This is a genomic window from Paenibacillus sp. S-38, from assembly GCF_049942825.1.
Classification (GTDB): domain Bacteria; phylum Bacillota; class Bacilli; order Paenibacillales; family NBRC-103111; genus Paenibacillus_G.
Genome location: NZ_CP187970.1, coordinates 4,134,814 through 4,150,014 on the forward strand (window position 1 = coordinate 4,134,814; position 15,201 = coordinate 4,150,014).

Annotated in this window: 10 protein-coding genes and 2 pseudogenes; 3 read left to right on the plus strand and 9 right to left on the minus strand. The window is 53.1% G+C overall.

Going from position 1 to position 15,201, the window contains the following annotated elements; genetic code table 11:
• Positions 1–2: 2 nt before the first annotated feature.
• From ACP26L_RS18760 to nikA, 4 genes are read right to left on the minus strand one after another with little or no spacing between them, the layout of a single operon-like run.
• Positions 3–836, minus strand: a complete 834-nt coding sequence (locus ACP26L_RS18760; protein WP_426454998.1) for an ABC transporter ATP-binding protein — start codon at positions 834–836, stop codon at positions 3–5.
• 16 nt (positions 837–852) lie between these two features.
• The gene (nikC, locus tag ACP26L_RS18765) at positions 853–1,686 is read right to left on the minus strand and encodes a nickel ABC transporter permease subunit NikC (protein WP_426445333.1); all 834 of its coding nucleotides are present in this window, start codon (positions 1,684–1,686) and stop codon (positions 853–855) included.
• On the minus strand, positions 1,683–2,627 hold the full coding sequence (nikB, locus tag ACP26L_RS18770) for a nickel ABC transporter permease subunit NikB (RefSeq protein ID WP_426445335.1): 945 nt from the start codon (positions 2,625–2,627) through the stop codon (positions 1,683–1,685). The genes nikC and nikB overlap by 4 nt, the downstream gene beginning before the upstream one ends.
• Positions 2,628–2,645: 18 nt before the next feature.
• Positions 2,646–4,283: a nickel ABC transporter substrate-binding protein gene (gene nikA, locus ACP26L_RS18775; protein WP_426445337.1), complete on the minus strand. Its 1,638-nt coding sequence runs from the start codon at positions 4,281–4,283 to the stop codon at positions 2,646–2,648.
• 228 nt (positions 4,284–4,511) lie between these two features.
• Between nikA and cntE the strand changes: the two genes are divergently transcribed.
• Complete coding sequence (gene cntE, locus ACP26L_RS18780; protein ID WP_426445339.1) at positions 4,512–5,717, plus strand: staphylopine family metallophore export MFS transporter CntE; 1,206 nt, start codon at positions 4,512–4,514, stop codon at positions 5,715–5,717.
• An 8-nt stretch (positions 5,718–5,725) separates the two neighbouring features.
• Here cntE and ACP26L_RS18785 read toward each other — a convergent pair whose 3' ends face one another.
• From ACP26L_RS18785 to ACP26L_RS18805, 5 genes and pseudogenes are all read right to left on the minus strand, one after another.
• Positions 5,726–6,211 carry a MarR family transcriptional regulator gene (locus ACP26L_RS18785; protein ID WP_426445341.1) on the minus strand — a complete coding sequence of 162 codons (486 nt, stop codon included), beginning with the start codon at positions 6,209–6,211 and terminating at the stop codon, positions 5,726–5,728.
• A 115-nt stretch (positions 6,212–6,326) separates the two neighbouring features.
• Positions 6,327–7,823, minus strand: coding sequence for a monooxygenase (locus tag ACP26L_RS18790; protein ID WP_426445342.1), 1,497 nt, complete (start codon positions 7,821–7,823; stop codon positions 6,327–6,329).
• Positions 7,824–8,204: 381 nt separating this feature from the next.
• On the minus strand, positions 8,205–12,014 hold the full coding sequence (locus tag ACP26L_RS18795) for an S-layer protein (RefSeq protein ID WP_426445344.1): 3,810 nt from the start codon (positions 12,012–12,014) through the stop codon (positions 8,205–8,207).
• 235 nt (positions 12,015–12,249) lie between these two features.
• Positions 12,250–12,476: pseudogene (locus ACP26L_RS18800) on the minus strand (Crp/Fnr family transcriptional regulator); the annotation flags it as partial.
• 226 nt (positions 12,477–12,702) lie between these two features.
• Positions 12,703–13,332, minus strand: a pseudogene (locus ACP26L_RS18805) (X2-like carbohydrate binding domain-containing protein).
• Positions 13,333–13,626: 294 nt separating this feature from the next.
• Between ACP26L_RS18805 and ACP26L_RS18810 the strand changes: the two are divergent.
• Positions 13,627–14,166, plus strand: a complete 540-nt coding sequence (locus ACP26L_RS18810; protein WP_426445346.1) for a cupin domain-containing protein — start codon at positions 13,627–13,629, stop codon at positions 14,164–14,166.
• A 129-nt stretch (positions 14,167–14,295) separates the two neighbouring features.
• Entirely contained in the window at positions 14,296–15,162 is an 867-nt protein-coding gene (locus ACP26L_RS18815) for a hypothetical protein (protein ID WP_426445348.1), read from the plus strand.
• Positions 15,163–15,201 lie beyond the last annotated feature (39 nt).

The window sequence follows — 15,201 nt, forward strand, 5'->3', positions numbered from 1 at the left end:
GGTCATGTCCAGATACAGCCCGCCATTTCGGGGCTGATCTGAAGCATGGGTCTTGCCGCAAGCAGAGTTTGGGTGTATGGATGCTTGGGGTGGTCGAACAGTTCAAATACTTCGGCCTGCTCCACAATCCGGCCCTGCTGCATGACGGCAACATCATCGGCCAATTCGGCAATGACGCCGAGATCATGGGAGATCAACAGAATCGCGGTTCCATGCTCCTGCCGGACCCGGTCTAACTGCCGCAGTACCTGCAGCTGATTCGTCACATCCAACGCGGTAGTCGGCTCATCGGCAATAATCACCGACGGCTTCAAACATATCGTCAAGGCGATCATTACCCGCTGCAGCATGCCTCCGCTGAGCTCGAACGGATACTTTCGCAGCAGCTCGGAGGGGGTGGATAAATTGACGTCCGTCATCGCATCGATCGCCCGTTGCTCTGCCTGCTTTTTGCTCAGGCCCGTGTGGGTGCGGATCGTTTCAATGAACTGCGTACCTATGGTATACACAGGGGAGAATGCGTTCATCGGATTCTGCATAATAAACGCGATCTCTTTCCCTCGGATCCGGCGCAGTTCATCATCTTTCAGTCCGCACAGCTCGCGTCCGTTCAACCGGATACTGCCTTCGATGACGGTCATGCTTCGATCCAGCATTTGGATCAGGGATAGGGATGTGACGGTTTTGCCGCTTCCGCTTTCTCCGACAAGACCGAGTACACGGCCCGGGTATAGTTCAAAATCGACAGCATGCACAAGCGGCAGGGTTCCCTGCTCCGTCTTTACCTTTACCTTAAGTCCCTCCACCTGCAATACAGGGCTAGTTTGCTCTACCAATCCGCTCATTCCTTCACTAGAAACGTCGTTTGACCCCATAGCGCTCTGACAATGCTTCGCCCAGCATATTAAAGGTCGCCACCACGGCAACGATCAATAAACCGGGATAGAGCATGAGCTGAGGATGATTACGTATGAATGATTTCCCTTCATTGACCATCGCTCCCCATTCCGGAGTCGGCGGCTGAATGCCCACGCCCAGGAAGGACATGGCCGAGATATCCATGATCGCCCAGCCCATTTCGAGGGTGCCGATAACAAGAATCGGAGGCAGAATGTTCGGGATCATATGCCTTCTGATGATCTGCCACGGGGTGGAGCCGCTTACCCGCGCTGCGGTAATAAAATTCCGTTCCTTCAGGCTGACCACCATATTCCGGAACATCCGCGCATAATACACCCACTGCACTATCATTAAAGCGATCACGAGTTGAAGCATGCCCGGACCGAATATACCGACCAGACCCAGAACCAGAATCAGACTGGGGAACGCCATGACGCCTTCACAGAACCGCATCAGTACGGTATCCAGCCCCCCGCCTCTATAGCCGGCAGCGGTTCCCACGAGCAATCCGATCCCGAGCGACGAGACGAAAATTAAGGAAGCAAAGCCAAGCGAAACACGCGCGCCATACAGGAGTCTGGATAGCGTATCTCGGCCCAAATGATCCGTCCCCAGCGGATGGTTCCATGAGGGTACTTGAAGTTTGACAGCCAGATTCACCTGAACCGGATCATGGGGGGCAATCCATGGAGCGAGTACACTGATGAGAAAGAAAAAAACGATGATGCTTGTACAAACGGCAATCATCCTCTGACTTTTGAAGCCTCTGCGTAATCTGCCGATCACTGGTCAGCCCTACCTTTCCGTGAAATCCGGGGATCCAGGTACAATTGGAGCAGATCTACGATGAGGTTGCATCCAACGATGGTACAAACGGAAAGCAGTACATAGGTTTGGATCACCGGAATATCGCGGTTGACAATGGATTGAACAAAGTAGCGCCCAAACCCGGGCCAGGAGAACACCTGCTCAACGATGATCGCTCCCGTGAGCAGCTTCCCCATATTCATGCCGAGTCCTGTGATCATTGGCAGGATGGCAATCCGTGACACATATTTCAGCATGATCACTCTTTCTTTGATCCCTCTCGTCCGGGCATAACGCACGTAGGCCTCCTGCAGTTCCTCCAGCACCGTCGTTCGGAGCAAGCGCGTATAGATCGCGATGAGCCACAGCGCCAGCGTTACCGAGGGAAGCACGAGATGCTGCCAAGTCCCTCTGCCTTCAACGGGGAGCCAATCGAGCTTCACCGAGAAGAAATAAACCAATAAGTACCCAAGCCAGAAAATAGGTATGCATGCGCCGATATAAGCAAGTACCCTGCTCATATGATCGATGGCGCCATTCTTGTAAATGGCCGATAAAAAACCGATGGGCACACTGACAAGGATGGCGAGAAGAATACTGCTCAATGCAAGCTGGATCGTTGCCGGGATCTTCTGCGCCACTTCCTGCCAAACGGGCTCATTAGAAATATAAGACATGCCGAAATCGAGTCGGCACATCTTCATCACAGATTGAGCGTATTGAACCAGCAAGGGCTGATCCAAGCCGAATTCATGCCTCTTGGCGGCCAGCACCTCATCGTCGGGATGGATGTGGGCCGCGGCCAAATAAGCTTCGGCCGGGTCCACGGGCCCGAGTCTGATCATGCAGAACATGAGAAACGAGGCAAAGAGAACAATGGGAATAATGGAAAGAACCCGTTTCCCTATATAGGTGACCATGTGCTGCCTCCTGCGGTTTTACTGCTTCGTATCGATTCCATAAAACGGATGTTCATCCCGGTTGGACGGGAAATTCACGGTGCTTACGTCTTTTTGATACACCGCGATCTTCTTGATATAAGAGATCGGCAGGATCGACGACTGCTCCTGCAGCGTTGTGAGAACGGAGGTGAACAGTTCGGTACGGAGCTTTTCATCCGTTGTGGTCATGCCCTCTTTGATCTTCCGGTCAATCTCAGCCTTCATCGGTAATGCCTGCAGCGGATCCGACAGACCAAAGCCCTTCTGAACAACGCCGGTCATGAAGGAATGCGGGTCATACGGCGCTCCGAAATTGGAGTAGAAGTTCATATCGAATTCATTGGCTTTTCTGCGCTGAATGTATACCGTTAATTCAACACCCGTAATATTCAGCTTGACGCCGATCGCAGACCACTCGGCCTGCAGCGTTTCGGCCATTGCCTTTTGGGTCAGGTCCGCTTTGTCATAGAGCAATTCGAGCTCGAGCGCCTTCCCGTCTTTCTCACGCACCGTTTTGCCGGAAGGAAGCTTCCAGCCCGCTTCTTCCAGCAAGGCTTTGGCGTGTTCCACATTGTACTCCACCGGCTTCACGTCAATATTGGAGTAAGGCAGGTTTTTGGGCAGGATATTGTCGGCCTTCTCCTCCATCCCCAGCGTGACGCCTTCCACCATAGCCTGTTTGTTAAAGCCTTCGTGAAGAGCCTGACGAACCCGCAGATCGGCAAGCTTCTCATTCATCGTATTCAGCACCAGGTTCCGGGTTCCCACCGGCTCGGACAGCTTCGTTTCATACTTCCCGGTTTGCTCCAGCTGCTTGAAGGCGTCAAAACTGATCACACCTTCGCCGAAAATCAGATCCAAATCCCCTTTTTCAAAAGAGAGGACACGCGTTTCCGCATCAGGAATGACTTTCACCTGAACCTTGTCCACCTTCGGCTTCTCTCCCCAGTAGTTGGGATTCGGAGTAAACACCGCGTACTCATCCTTCTTGTACTCGCTGAGTACCCAAGGTCCGGTTCCGATCGGATTCTTCACTCCTTTGGAGGTGTCCCCATCGTCCGGAAAGCCCGATTCGGCAAGAAAACGTACGGGACGTACGACTGCAAGATCGTACAAGGTTGGATAGTATGCCTCTTTCAGCGTGAGTTTAAACGTTGCGTCGTCGACGGCCTCGGTTTTCTCAAGCACACTGATGACGCCGAGCCAGGTATGTAACTTCATATTATTCATCACAGCATCGAAATTCTTCTTGACGGTTGCTGCCGTAAAGGCGGTGCCATCGGAGAATTTGACATTGCTGCGGAGTTTGAATGTATATTCCTTGCCATCCGGAGAAAGGGTCCAGGACTCGGCCAATTGGGGCTCAATCTTCCCATCCTTGTAACTGACGAGCGATTCAAAGATCATCGACTGTGCGAACAGCTGGGACGGGTTATACAAATGCGGATTCATCGGCCCAATATCCCGCGGCCAGGCCATCGTAACCGTTTCTTCCTTATTCACAGCCGCGGAATTTTCCGTCGGCGTGTTCGCCGTGCTCTCCGGCTTCTGGGCAGAGCAGCCGGCTAACGCAGCGGAAAAGGCCATGGCCAAAGACATGCCTAGAAGCAGATTCTTTCTCTTGGTTGCAAACATGAACAAGTAACCCCTCTCAATATTCAATGATAATGATTATCATTGGCAAGTATAAATGCATGATACTTTATGAGATTAAGAATGTCAATGAAATACCCTCTCTTTTGTAAGACTTTCGACAAAATTCGTACTTGGGTGCAGGAACAGCCCCTTCCGCGTTGTCCTTCCTGCTTAAGAGTGCTATATTTCGTTCATAGGACAGGCCTTACACATCCTATGGAAAGGAGAATGAAACTAGTGGTTGTTCAAGGTCCGCTCTCGCGTGGACAACTCAAGCTCTACCTGCTCGCCGTCTTATTCTTTGCCGCCAACGCCATTCTTACCGTCATTCTCCCTCTGCAGGGCGACGCCGGGGGGATGGAACAAGGCGAGATCGGCCTGATGATGGGCGCCTATATGCTTACCTGCATGGTGTTCCGCCCATGGGCCGGGCAGCTGCTCAGCCGCTGCGGAGCGCTGGCGATCATGCGGGTCCTCTTGATCGTTCACGGCAGCTGCCTGGTGCTGTACTCCCTGGCGGGCATCGACAGCTATCTATGGCTTCGGGCACTGCAAGGAGCCGTTACCGCCTTCTTCTCCATGATCATGCAGATGGGGATGGTGCAGCTGCTCTCAGCCGAGCACCGGGCCCAGGGCATGTCGCTGTATACCCTCTCTACCATGATTCCCCAGCTGTTCGGCCCCCTGTTGGCCTTATACTTATGGGACACCGGTGAGTCTTCCTTATTCATCGGAATTATGATAGCCTTGGGCGTCACAACCTGGCTGACCGGGCACTTTGCTCCCCTGCCTGTCACGCCTCTGGGGGAAGGTTCCTTTACCTTCCGGGAGATGCTCCGGTCCTTCACCCAGCTCTGGCACAATCGGATCCTGCTCGTCTGCTCCGTCGTTATGCTGTTTGCTTCGTGCGTGTTCGGAGCCGTCTCCACGTTCCTGCCGCTGTATATGGAGAAGACGGGCGCGGGGCATGCCGGCTATTATCTCATGCTGCAGGGTCTTGTCGTGGTAGTCTGCCGCTTCGTCTTAAGGAAGCATATTCCTTCCGACGGCAGCTGGCATTCCGGATTATACGCGGGACTCCTGCTTTCCGCTGCCGCGGGTTCGGGACTCCTCGCCGTGCTTGAATCGGCCGGGGCTCTTCTATATGTGTCAGCAGTATGTAACGGAGTAGCGGTGGCTTTGCTGTATCCTTCACTCGTTACCTATCTGTCCTTTGTGCTGCCTTCCCGGAACCGGGCGGTGCTGCTGGGCTTGTTTATTTCCTCTTATGACCTCGGATTCTCATCCGGGGGACTACTCATGGGCATGGCGGCCCAGCAGTTAACGTACTCGGGCATGTTCACCCTATGTGCCGGGCTCTGTGTAGCAGCCTGCCTCGTTGTGCTCCTGAACCGGAATCCTATGAGGTCCGGTGAATCCGGGCCCCTCCGTTGAGGCGATTCCTAATAGCCCCATTCGAGCAGATCCTTCATGAATCTGCGGGCGAATGCTAACTGTTCCGGTGTATATTGGTCCAGGAAGGCCAGGAATCTCTGCTCGATTTCGCCATGAATGCGGTGGTGTATCCGGTGTACCTTTTGTCCCGCTGCCGTAAGTGTGTAATAAACCTCCTTCTTGTTCTCATTGATCTGCTGTCTTTTAATCAGATCAAGCTCTAACAGCCTTTTGCTGATTCGGGTTATCGATCCCTTGGTTAACTGCGTTTTCTCTGCAAGCGTGGTCACATTAATCGGACTGTAATCGCCAATGCAGGCAACCAGGTGGATCTCAGAAAGGGTAAGCTGGACCGGTGTTCCGAGCTCCTGTTCCAGCTGCCGCATTTCTTCCCGAAATCGAACCGCAAGTAGGCTTTCCCTGATCTCCTGCTGGCTGACAAGCTCAATAAAATGCTTGAGAACCCACTGCTTGGTTACATCCGTTCTTTCCATCCGAGTTAGTCCCTTCTTTGTGCATCTCCTTTCTGAAGTATACAGTAATTGTTTTGTGGAAAACAATTACTGTATACTTTGATTGTTTCGCGCGAAACAATAATGCCGCAGTGGTTTAGGATGGTCCGCACCAATACTCGAGTCCCTGCCGCAGCTTCGTCTGTGGATCCGGATCGGAGCGGGATACCGCCCATGCAATATAACCGTCGGGCCTTACCAGAACGGAATGGACATCCGCCCACTCGTCATGGGCACGGTTCGCCAAGGTATAGCTGGCCGCCTTGATCTGCGGGGGCCAAAGGCGGGCGTTCATCCTCTCGTCCGAAGCCAGGTGAAGCAGGACGAAGGAGCCCTGTCGGAATAGCTCGAAGCTGCTGATGACATCGCCTTGTTCGGAGCGGAGCTCCAGCTCGGGCAGCCGCCTGCCGGTTAACGGATGGGACGAACCGGCAAAGGTGGGGGCATAGCGGACATCCACCGCAGCGATCCGGCTTGCCAATAGATAGTTAGCCTCCGGTAACTGCAACATGGCCGACATCAGCTTTCTCAGTTGAATCATACCGGGGCTGAAGCCGGTGCCAAGCAATAAGGTCTGCGCCTCGGTATTGTGCAGCAGTGAGGTATTGACAGGAAACCGTTCGTCATGGTAACTATCCAGCAGCCATGGAGGCGCCCAGCCCTTCCGCTCCGCAGCCAGCTTCCAGCCCAGATTGAACGCTTCCTGTATGCCTACATTCATTCCCTGCCCCCCGGCGGGAAAATGAATATGTGCCGCGTCACCGGCGAGAAATATCCGCCGCTCTCTGTACCGCTGCGCCTGCCGCGCCGCATTGCCGAACCGGGTCAGCCAGGAAGGCTCCCCTGCCCCCAGATCGTCCCCCAAGATCCGGAGCATCCCGGAGCGCAGCTCCTCGAGAGTCACCGGCTCACTCTTGGGGATATGGGTCCTCTGCGGATCGATCAGTACGACCCGGTGCCTGCCTGCCGGTAAGGGTACGATCATGATCATTCCTTCTTCGCTGTACCGCGAAACCACCGGTGTGGCTGGAGGATGCTTCAGGATGACATCTCCCTGTATGGCCGTCAGGGTCTCGTTATGGCCGATGAACGGAATACCGGCTTGTTTGCGGACGATACTGCCTGCGCCATCCGCGCCGACCAGATAGGCGGCTCTCAGGTGAACCTCCCCCTGCGCTCCGGCTGCGGTAACCCGTACCCCGTGCTCATCCTGAACAACGGATAAGACCTCCATGCCGCGTAAGAGCTGCGCACCTAATCGGACCGCTCTTTTCTCCAGAATGGTTTCCGTTACCGCTTGGGGGATGAACAAGGAGTAATTGGAGGAGGAATCGATCAAGGAGAAATCCAAACGGGTATCGAGTCCGGCAAAGTGGCCTGAGGCGAGTGGCTGGCCGTTCTTTAGAAATTCCGGCTTCATCCCCCGCAGGTCCAGCAGCTCCAAGGTCCTCGGGTGAATGCTGAGCGCCCGGGAATAAGGTGTGGTTTCATCCAGCCGTTCCAGGACACCTACCTGAATGTTGGCCAAAGCAAGCTCGGAGGCCAGCATCATGCCAACCGGTCCCCCGCCAACGATCATCACTTCAAAATCCATCGCGAGCTTTCCCTCCCATGTATATGGATAAAATTGTTTTGTCCAAAACAATATGTCCGTCATTATTGTTTTGCGCGAAACAAAATCAGTGTAGCACAGAAAGGATCAGCCGGCAACAGGATGTGCGATGTAAGTTAGCCGCTGCCCCGCCTAAGGACCAAACTTGCGTTACATTCGCGGAAATGCCATGAGCTCCGTCCGATTACCGCCAATCCAGCCGCACGTGCATTTCAAGCATCCTTCCTTATGGGGTGGGAGCCCGTGAAGTCATCCCCGGTGCAGCGGTTGGACGCCAAACAAGCCTGGGCTAAGCATAACAGCTTAGCCCAGGCCAGGTGGGATCGGGTTAATAAACTGACGGTCGATCCGAGGAGGAGATGCTTACTTCACCGCTGTGATTTCGGTTAATGCTTCGACGGCCGCCTTGAGGGATCCTGCCGCTGCCGCCACCTTCTCTAGTGGAGCATTGGGATTCTGCAGCACCGCTTTGGCTGCCTGCATGGCGGAGTGGAACGTTTTCCAGCTTTCACGGGTGTAACGTTTCGGTTCTTTGCCTTGATTGGCATCAAAGAGCTGCTGCAGCTTCTCTTTATTGACTTCCACTTTATTCGAGCCTGTGATGATATCCATTCCGTCAAAGACGAAGGTTCCGCCTTTCACCACCACGTTCGCCGTATGCTTGGCATCGCTCAGCCCCCGGATGCTGTAAGAGGTTTGTCTGTCCCCTTTGGCATGGATTCTGGCGTTCTCTTCGATAAGGATGCCGTCGATGTACAAGTCGATCAGCGCATCCGACGTCGCTCCGAATAAATTGAACCCGGATCCGTTGAAACCGAAGATCATCCGGCTGCTGTCCGAAGGGTTCGCCTTGGGGGAGCTGTAGATCTGGACTCCGCGGTAATCCATGTAGTCTTCTTTTCTTTCGTTATCCTTCAGGGAAACCTTCAAGGTATGCGGTTTTTCCTGCAGACCATATACCGAATACATCACGCCGTCGGGATTGACGCCATAATTGCCCATATCCGCCCCGTCCAGCTCGAAGCTGTATTGTGACTTGACTCCGGTCCCGGCAAGATAATCGATGCCTGTGCCTGTGAAGTTGATCAGCAGATACGGATTGTCGTTAAAATGCGCCCAGGCATTCGTATCATTGGAGCCCCAGGTGCTGCCGTTCTTACGGAAAGCATACACGGTATTTTCCGCATTCCCGATCTGCGCTTCGTCCGTTACTTTCACGATGTCCTTGGCTGCCCGTTTCGTTACTACGGTTACCGGGTCTGATGTTTCGATTTCCGCTTTGGTGAAGCTGATGTACTTTTCTTTGGCGACCACTTTCAGGGTGTGCTCCCGTTCCTCGAGATTCTCGGCGGACCAGACCACTCCTTGAATTTCACTGTTATTGACATAGCTCGCTTCACCGGCAGGCACGCCGTCCAGATAGACATCGGCTTTTCCATTGGACGGATTCGTGACCCCGAAGAGGCGGAGCTCCGTGCCCTTAAACTTGATGTCAAACGAAGTCCCGGCGGCTCCCCAGGCATTGGTGCTGTTCGACGACCAGCTGCCGGAGTAGAAGACTTTGTTGAGCGTCCCCTGCGCCTTGGTGGAGTCCTTGAAGCCTACGGTGACCCCGTTCCATACGGGAATGTCGGTCTTCGCCGTCATCTGGGTGCGGTTATAATGCGCATAGCCTGCTTGGGTATAATCCCATGGGCCGACATACCCGATGGGATTCAAGGGATCGGTGTTGTTCAATGCTTCTTCTTCCGTACTGAATTTCTTCCCTTGGGCACTGTCGACTTTGTCGGATTCATAGGTATAGCCTTTGACAGGCTCCACACGCAAATTATCGATCAGGGTCTCATAATAGCCGGAGCCAAGCGATATTCTTCCTGCCATGACGGTTCGGTCGGCGTCCGTATAAGCCGCGATTTCTTTGCCGTCCAGATACAGCGTAAACACATTTTCTTTGGCTTCGAACGCCAGGTTGTGCCATATCTTGTTGTCAAAGCCTTCGATCGTTCCGCTGCCCACTACCTTCCCCAGCTTTAGAATCTCATAGGTTCCATCCGCATAGACCCTCGCATTGTAGGGGGCATGGGAGTCGGTCCCGCCGGCCTTCACCTGCCGGACCCCAATCAAGGCATAATTGCTTCTTCCTTCAGCCTCAGGGGTGTGCGTGTCCAGTAAGAAGTCATAGGAAGCTTTATAATTCACCCAGCGGTGATCGCCCAAGGTGGTCGTTGGGTTGCTGGAGGACGCCGCTCCATCCTTGCCGCCCCACACCGCCCATTCGGCTCCGATGTTGTCCGGCGTAATGATCTGCTGCAGCATGTTTCCATGGGCCTTCGCATCCGGGATGTCGAGATCCGTTCGTGCGGCGCTTCCGGCGGACAGGGGTTTCGTTGCTTTCTTGACCACTTCGAAGGCGGCCGTCTGGTCGGTAGTATAACGCGGCGTCCCGCCGCGGCGGTCCACATAATCCCGGCCCCGGTCATCAACCGGGTAATTACGATATTCAAAATCATCCGTATAAGGCAGCGGAAGAATGGTGTCTTTCGAGAGATCGACGGGCTGGGACTGATAAGCAAAGCCTTCGGTTTCCGATTCCTTATCAAGCGTGGATATCGTCACGATGGAATACGGCTTCACTTCAAGTTCATACACCCCATTGGCGGGGGTAATCTTGCGGATCGGCTGGAACCAGTTCGCATCGTAGGGCTGTCCATCTTCCGCCCCGCGGGTTTCCCAGACATAGACCGGTGCATTCTCTTTTCCGCCCAGGTTGGCGGCATGGATCTGATATTTGCGCGTTTCCTTGGTGTTGTTCGCAAAAACCGTAGTATAGTCATCCGTTTTCGGATCTTTTAAGGTCATATAGTTATGGGTGCTCGTATCGACATCCACACCACCGTCGAAGAAGGCTCCGTCACTGAACGTCGCATCCTTCACAATCATCCATCTTTCATTCTCGGGCGTCGAGTGATCATCCGTTCCGACAAAGTTCATGACATGACGGACTCCCTGCAGACCGCCATCGGCTTCATAAAAACCGGACCACGGATCATACGCACTGATGAGGTGCTTCGGATTATAGGATGAGCCTTCATAGAAGGCGGCAACGGAAGGCTGAAAATCAAAGGAGACTGCGTTCAGCGGATTACTGCCTGCCCCTGTCCAGGAATACACGGAGATGATCCGCGAGGTGACATCGATAATCCCGGCCTTGCCTCCGAGCCCTTGATACTGAGGCTCCATGTTGTCCCGGTACCGGGCATTGATCATGGGAGCGATCCCCTCAGACACCCAGACTTCTTTGGGCTGCTTGCCCGCAGCAATCAGCTGTTTTTGCAGCTGCGTCAGTTCATTGGAACCCGTAAGGCCATAGTGGGAGCTGATCACATCAATCTCGTCAATCAGGTCCGGATGGTCAAGCAGGGTGCGGCTGATGGTGGCCGTATCCCGGTAGCCGTCTGCAGCAACCAGCTTTATTGCTTTGTAATCCGCATCGTAGTTGGGCTCTTGTTTGATTCGAGTCGTGAAGTATTTCAGCCATTCCACTTCATTTTTGCCATTGTTGTTGATAGCCCTTTCATTTTGCGAGATGCCGACGTAATCCAGTTTAAATCCATATTCTTGATAGACGGCGTCGATGGTCTGTTTATACCATTGGTACCGGTTCTCGTATTCATTGCCTGCAGCACCGTTCCAGGACCAGCGGGGTTCACCCCAGCGCAAAATCTCCACGGTAAGATCCGGGTTGATCGATTTGGCATCCGCGGCGAATTGGAACCCGGCCCCCCGGAGCACGTTCGCCGGCTCATCGGCATACCGCATCGTAGCGGGCTCCGTTCCCGAAGAGGAATTGACATCGCCGCCCAACTCTACTTTGACGTGCGTCAGACCGGCCCCTGTTTGTTTATTGAACAGCTTGTTCATGATCTCCCAATAGGCCTTCGGGTTCTCTTCCTTGTAATCCAGCAGCAGCCTGGAGGTGTTATTGGCGGTCACCGTACCAAACCCTTTGAACCGGTTATATGTATCGACGTTCCTGCCGTCAATGGTAATGGTCTTGGTGACGGCTTCAGCCCTGGATACCTGGGCATCCATTAGGCCAACGGCCCCGAACAGCAGGGAAGTCACTCCAAGATACCCCATGGTCCTCTTCCACTTTTTTCGTTTGCTACCCATTATGATCAGCCAGCCTTTCCAACCACGGGATTTTTTAAAGCGCCTTCATAAGTCTGCACTCTCCGATGACTATGACGAGTGATATCCTCAGCTCCTCCTCTCCATGCCACCAATCTTTTCATTATTTGGTTTGCGCCTTCATTATTTCATAAGGGCTTCCCGTGTTTATATCATTATTTTGACTACTTCTGCGGTTATTTTTACACAAAAAAAAGGCGAGGGATGGCCCCTCACCCGGTAAAGCAAAGTTCTGCAGGAATGCCGTAAAGGTTGGGTACACGAGTTCGTTCGTCGCCTTGTCGAGCACCGGTTTGGCTACAACCCCTTTGAGGAAGCCGGCGGCATCGAACCCGCCCGTCAGCTTGTGAAGACCTGCATTTATCCATTGGTAGCCGACATACAGCCGAAGAATGAGAAACAGCCCGGCAGCATACAATTTTCTTTGAAGAATCGAGTCAGCATAGTAAAAAGTCCCCTGTTTTTAATGTATGATGAGCAGCACCCTAGTGAATCTTTTCACAATGCTGTGTGCGAGTTCTTGTATGGTGATCGCTTTGTCTCTTTCATGAAGGTGCTGTCCTTCATGTCTTTACTATAGCATACTTGGAGAGACGAAGATGTGAATTGGATCACAATGCAAACCAAATGGAAAAGCCAACCGGCAAAGGCCGGCTGGCTTACTTCCCGCTCAGGATGCTGCGCTGCCCGTCACGTTCGCTGCGTTCTTCGTCAAGTGGTACGAGATGACCTTACCGCTCCAGAAGTGGAACTTCAAAGTTACTTCACCGTCCTTCGTCTCATTAAAGAATGCCGGCAGAAGCTTGATTTAATTCGTTTCATACGAAGGCGTGAATGCAACCGCGAACTCCTTGAAGGAGGTCCAGTTCTGCGGGCCCGCGCTGCTGCCATCGGCATACACCGCCTCCATCGTGGCCAGGCGATCTCCATTGAATGCCGTCCCGATGGCAAAATCCGCCGTGGTGCCCGAAGCATCACGGAGTACCGGCGTATCGGCGTAGAGCACATGAAGCTTCCAGTCGGCGCCTGACTTCGATCTTACCGTCAAAACCGCTCTCTCACCGAGCATCCCGGATGCGGTAAGCGAGGAAAGCAGGCCTGCTTTCAGCTTCAGCACGTCCCCGTTCAGCTCGTAATCCCGGCCCTTGATCAGACCGGTATCATTAAGCTTGACTGCGAACACCTGGTTGCCGTTGGGATGGAGCTGCACAGTCTGATCTTGGACCGGTTGGCCTTTGAACACATAAACCAGATCGGTGGCCGTCGTTGTGGACCGGCCCTTCCACCTTGCCTTGATCATGCGGCTTCGATCAAAGCCCAGCAGGCCGTATTCGCCGAGGATCACGGGAACGCTCTTGGGTTACGCGGGGATTCCCCCAAGAGGTTTCATCCGCTCCCCTCATAATAGGATGTAAATTCAGGTGCAAATTCATAGACGGACAGGCGGCGACGCTACTGATACTGCCCCTCCCATGGAGCGGTGGACAATGAAAATCTTCCTTCATCCATCATGTTTTGCGCTTCGCGGGAATACACTTCCATGTGATCGATATTTTACAGCCAACCACCAGTGAGGAAAGGTGTGATTTGGTGAATGACGAACACCGGCAATCCGATCGATTACACTTCACCTGCACTGAATTTGTCCTTTGACCTCAGATCATCCCCCTACTTCGTTAAGGACCGTCAGAACTACCTGCTCTATCAAACCGCAAAGCAGTTGCCCGTTATGCAGGGCTTAAGCCTGGTTGACGTTTTTTTAAGCAGAGGACACAGCATTGAGCCTCATTGGCATCCCAATTCGAACGAACTCCTCTATATGATACAGGGGGAAATTATCGAATCGATTCTGAATCCATTTACCCTTCAGCTGCTCAGCTACCATGTCGGGCCGCAGCAAACGGTATATATCCCGAGCGGATGGTGGCACTGGACCATCGCGGTCACGGACCAAACCCGGCTTGTGGTCAGTTTTGATCATAATCAGTTCGAGACGGTTTATGGATCCGACATCCTGAGGAAGACGCCTCCTGAGGTCATCCAGACGATCTACGGCATCCACGCTTACCAGTGGGCTGAAGTCATCAAGCCGATTGACCGGACGGTTATCATAGGGCCGCCGAATGGAAGGTAAATCAAATAGAAGAAGAGCCGGCGGTCACCCTCAGGGTGGCCTCTTTTTACGGGCTGCAGAAGTTAGGGTATGGATATGACCAACCAATGGAAACAATGAAAAGTACGTTGATCCGGAAGGAGGGAAATCATGCCCAATATCGTCTGGTACTATGGTTTGATCGGGATCGGGGTCACCCTGACCGGCTATACGGTTTATCGGAGAGGGAACGCGGCGGATCTGCTCACGTATTTTTTGTTTACCACGGCTTTGACATGGGTCGGAGAGGCGGTCGTACTCTTCGTGTTCAACGCATACGCCTATAAACCGGGACTTTATTCGGATCCTTTTGCCGAGAATATTATCGGGCATATCATAGCGAATTCAGCCATATGGGCGTCGGCCGCGGTTTGGGTCATGCGTTTCCAGTCTTCCTATGTTTGGATCGGTTTGTTATGCGCCGGATTCATGCTGATCGAAGTAACATTTATCAAAGCCGGTGTCTACACCCAGCATTGGTGGCATACCTATATGACCGGCATCAGTTCCGTTATTTTTTTGGTTCTCATGAAGAAGGGGTACAGATTATTGCACGAAACCAAACGGAAATCCCCGCGAATTTTCGTTTTTTGGACTATCGCCTGGATTATTTTGCAGACGCCGACCAGCGTGCTGATGCTTTTTGACAAACAGTTTTTCCTCGTGCATTGGGTCGACAATATCTACAGGGACAGCACGTTATTCAGCGGGTTCTTGTACCATGTTCTAATGGCTTTTGTCGTCATCTATTGTATGTACGTGCCTAAGCATCCTTACTGGAAAGCGGCTCCATTGGTGATTCAGGCTGCAGGCGATGCCGTTCTCGTGTACGCGGGTATCTTGATCTTCTATGACGATTGGAACCTGATATACTTGATCCTGATCCGCGCCGTGAGCTTGCTGGTGATTTATCTGCTCGAGAAGTTCACCTTAAACGACGTTCGTGTCAAAGAACCCGTTCAGGGAAAAGCGCAATAAACAAACAAAACCCGCCCTCTTGCCTAAGCAAGAATGAGC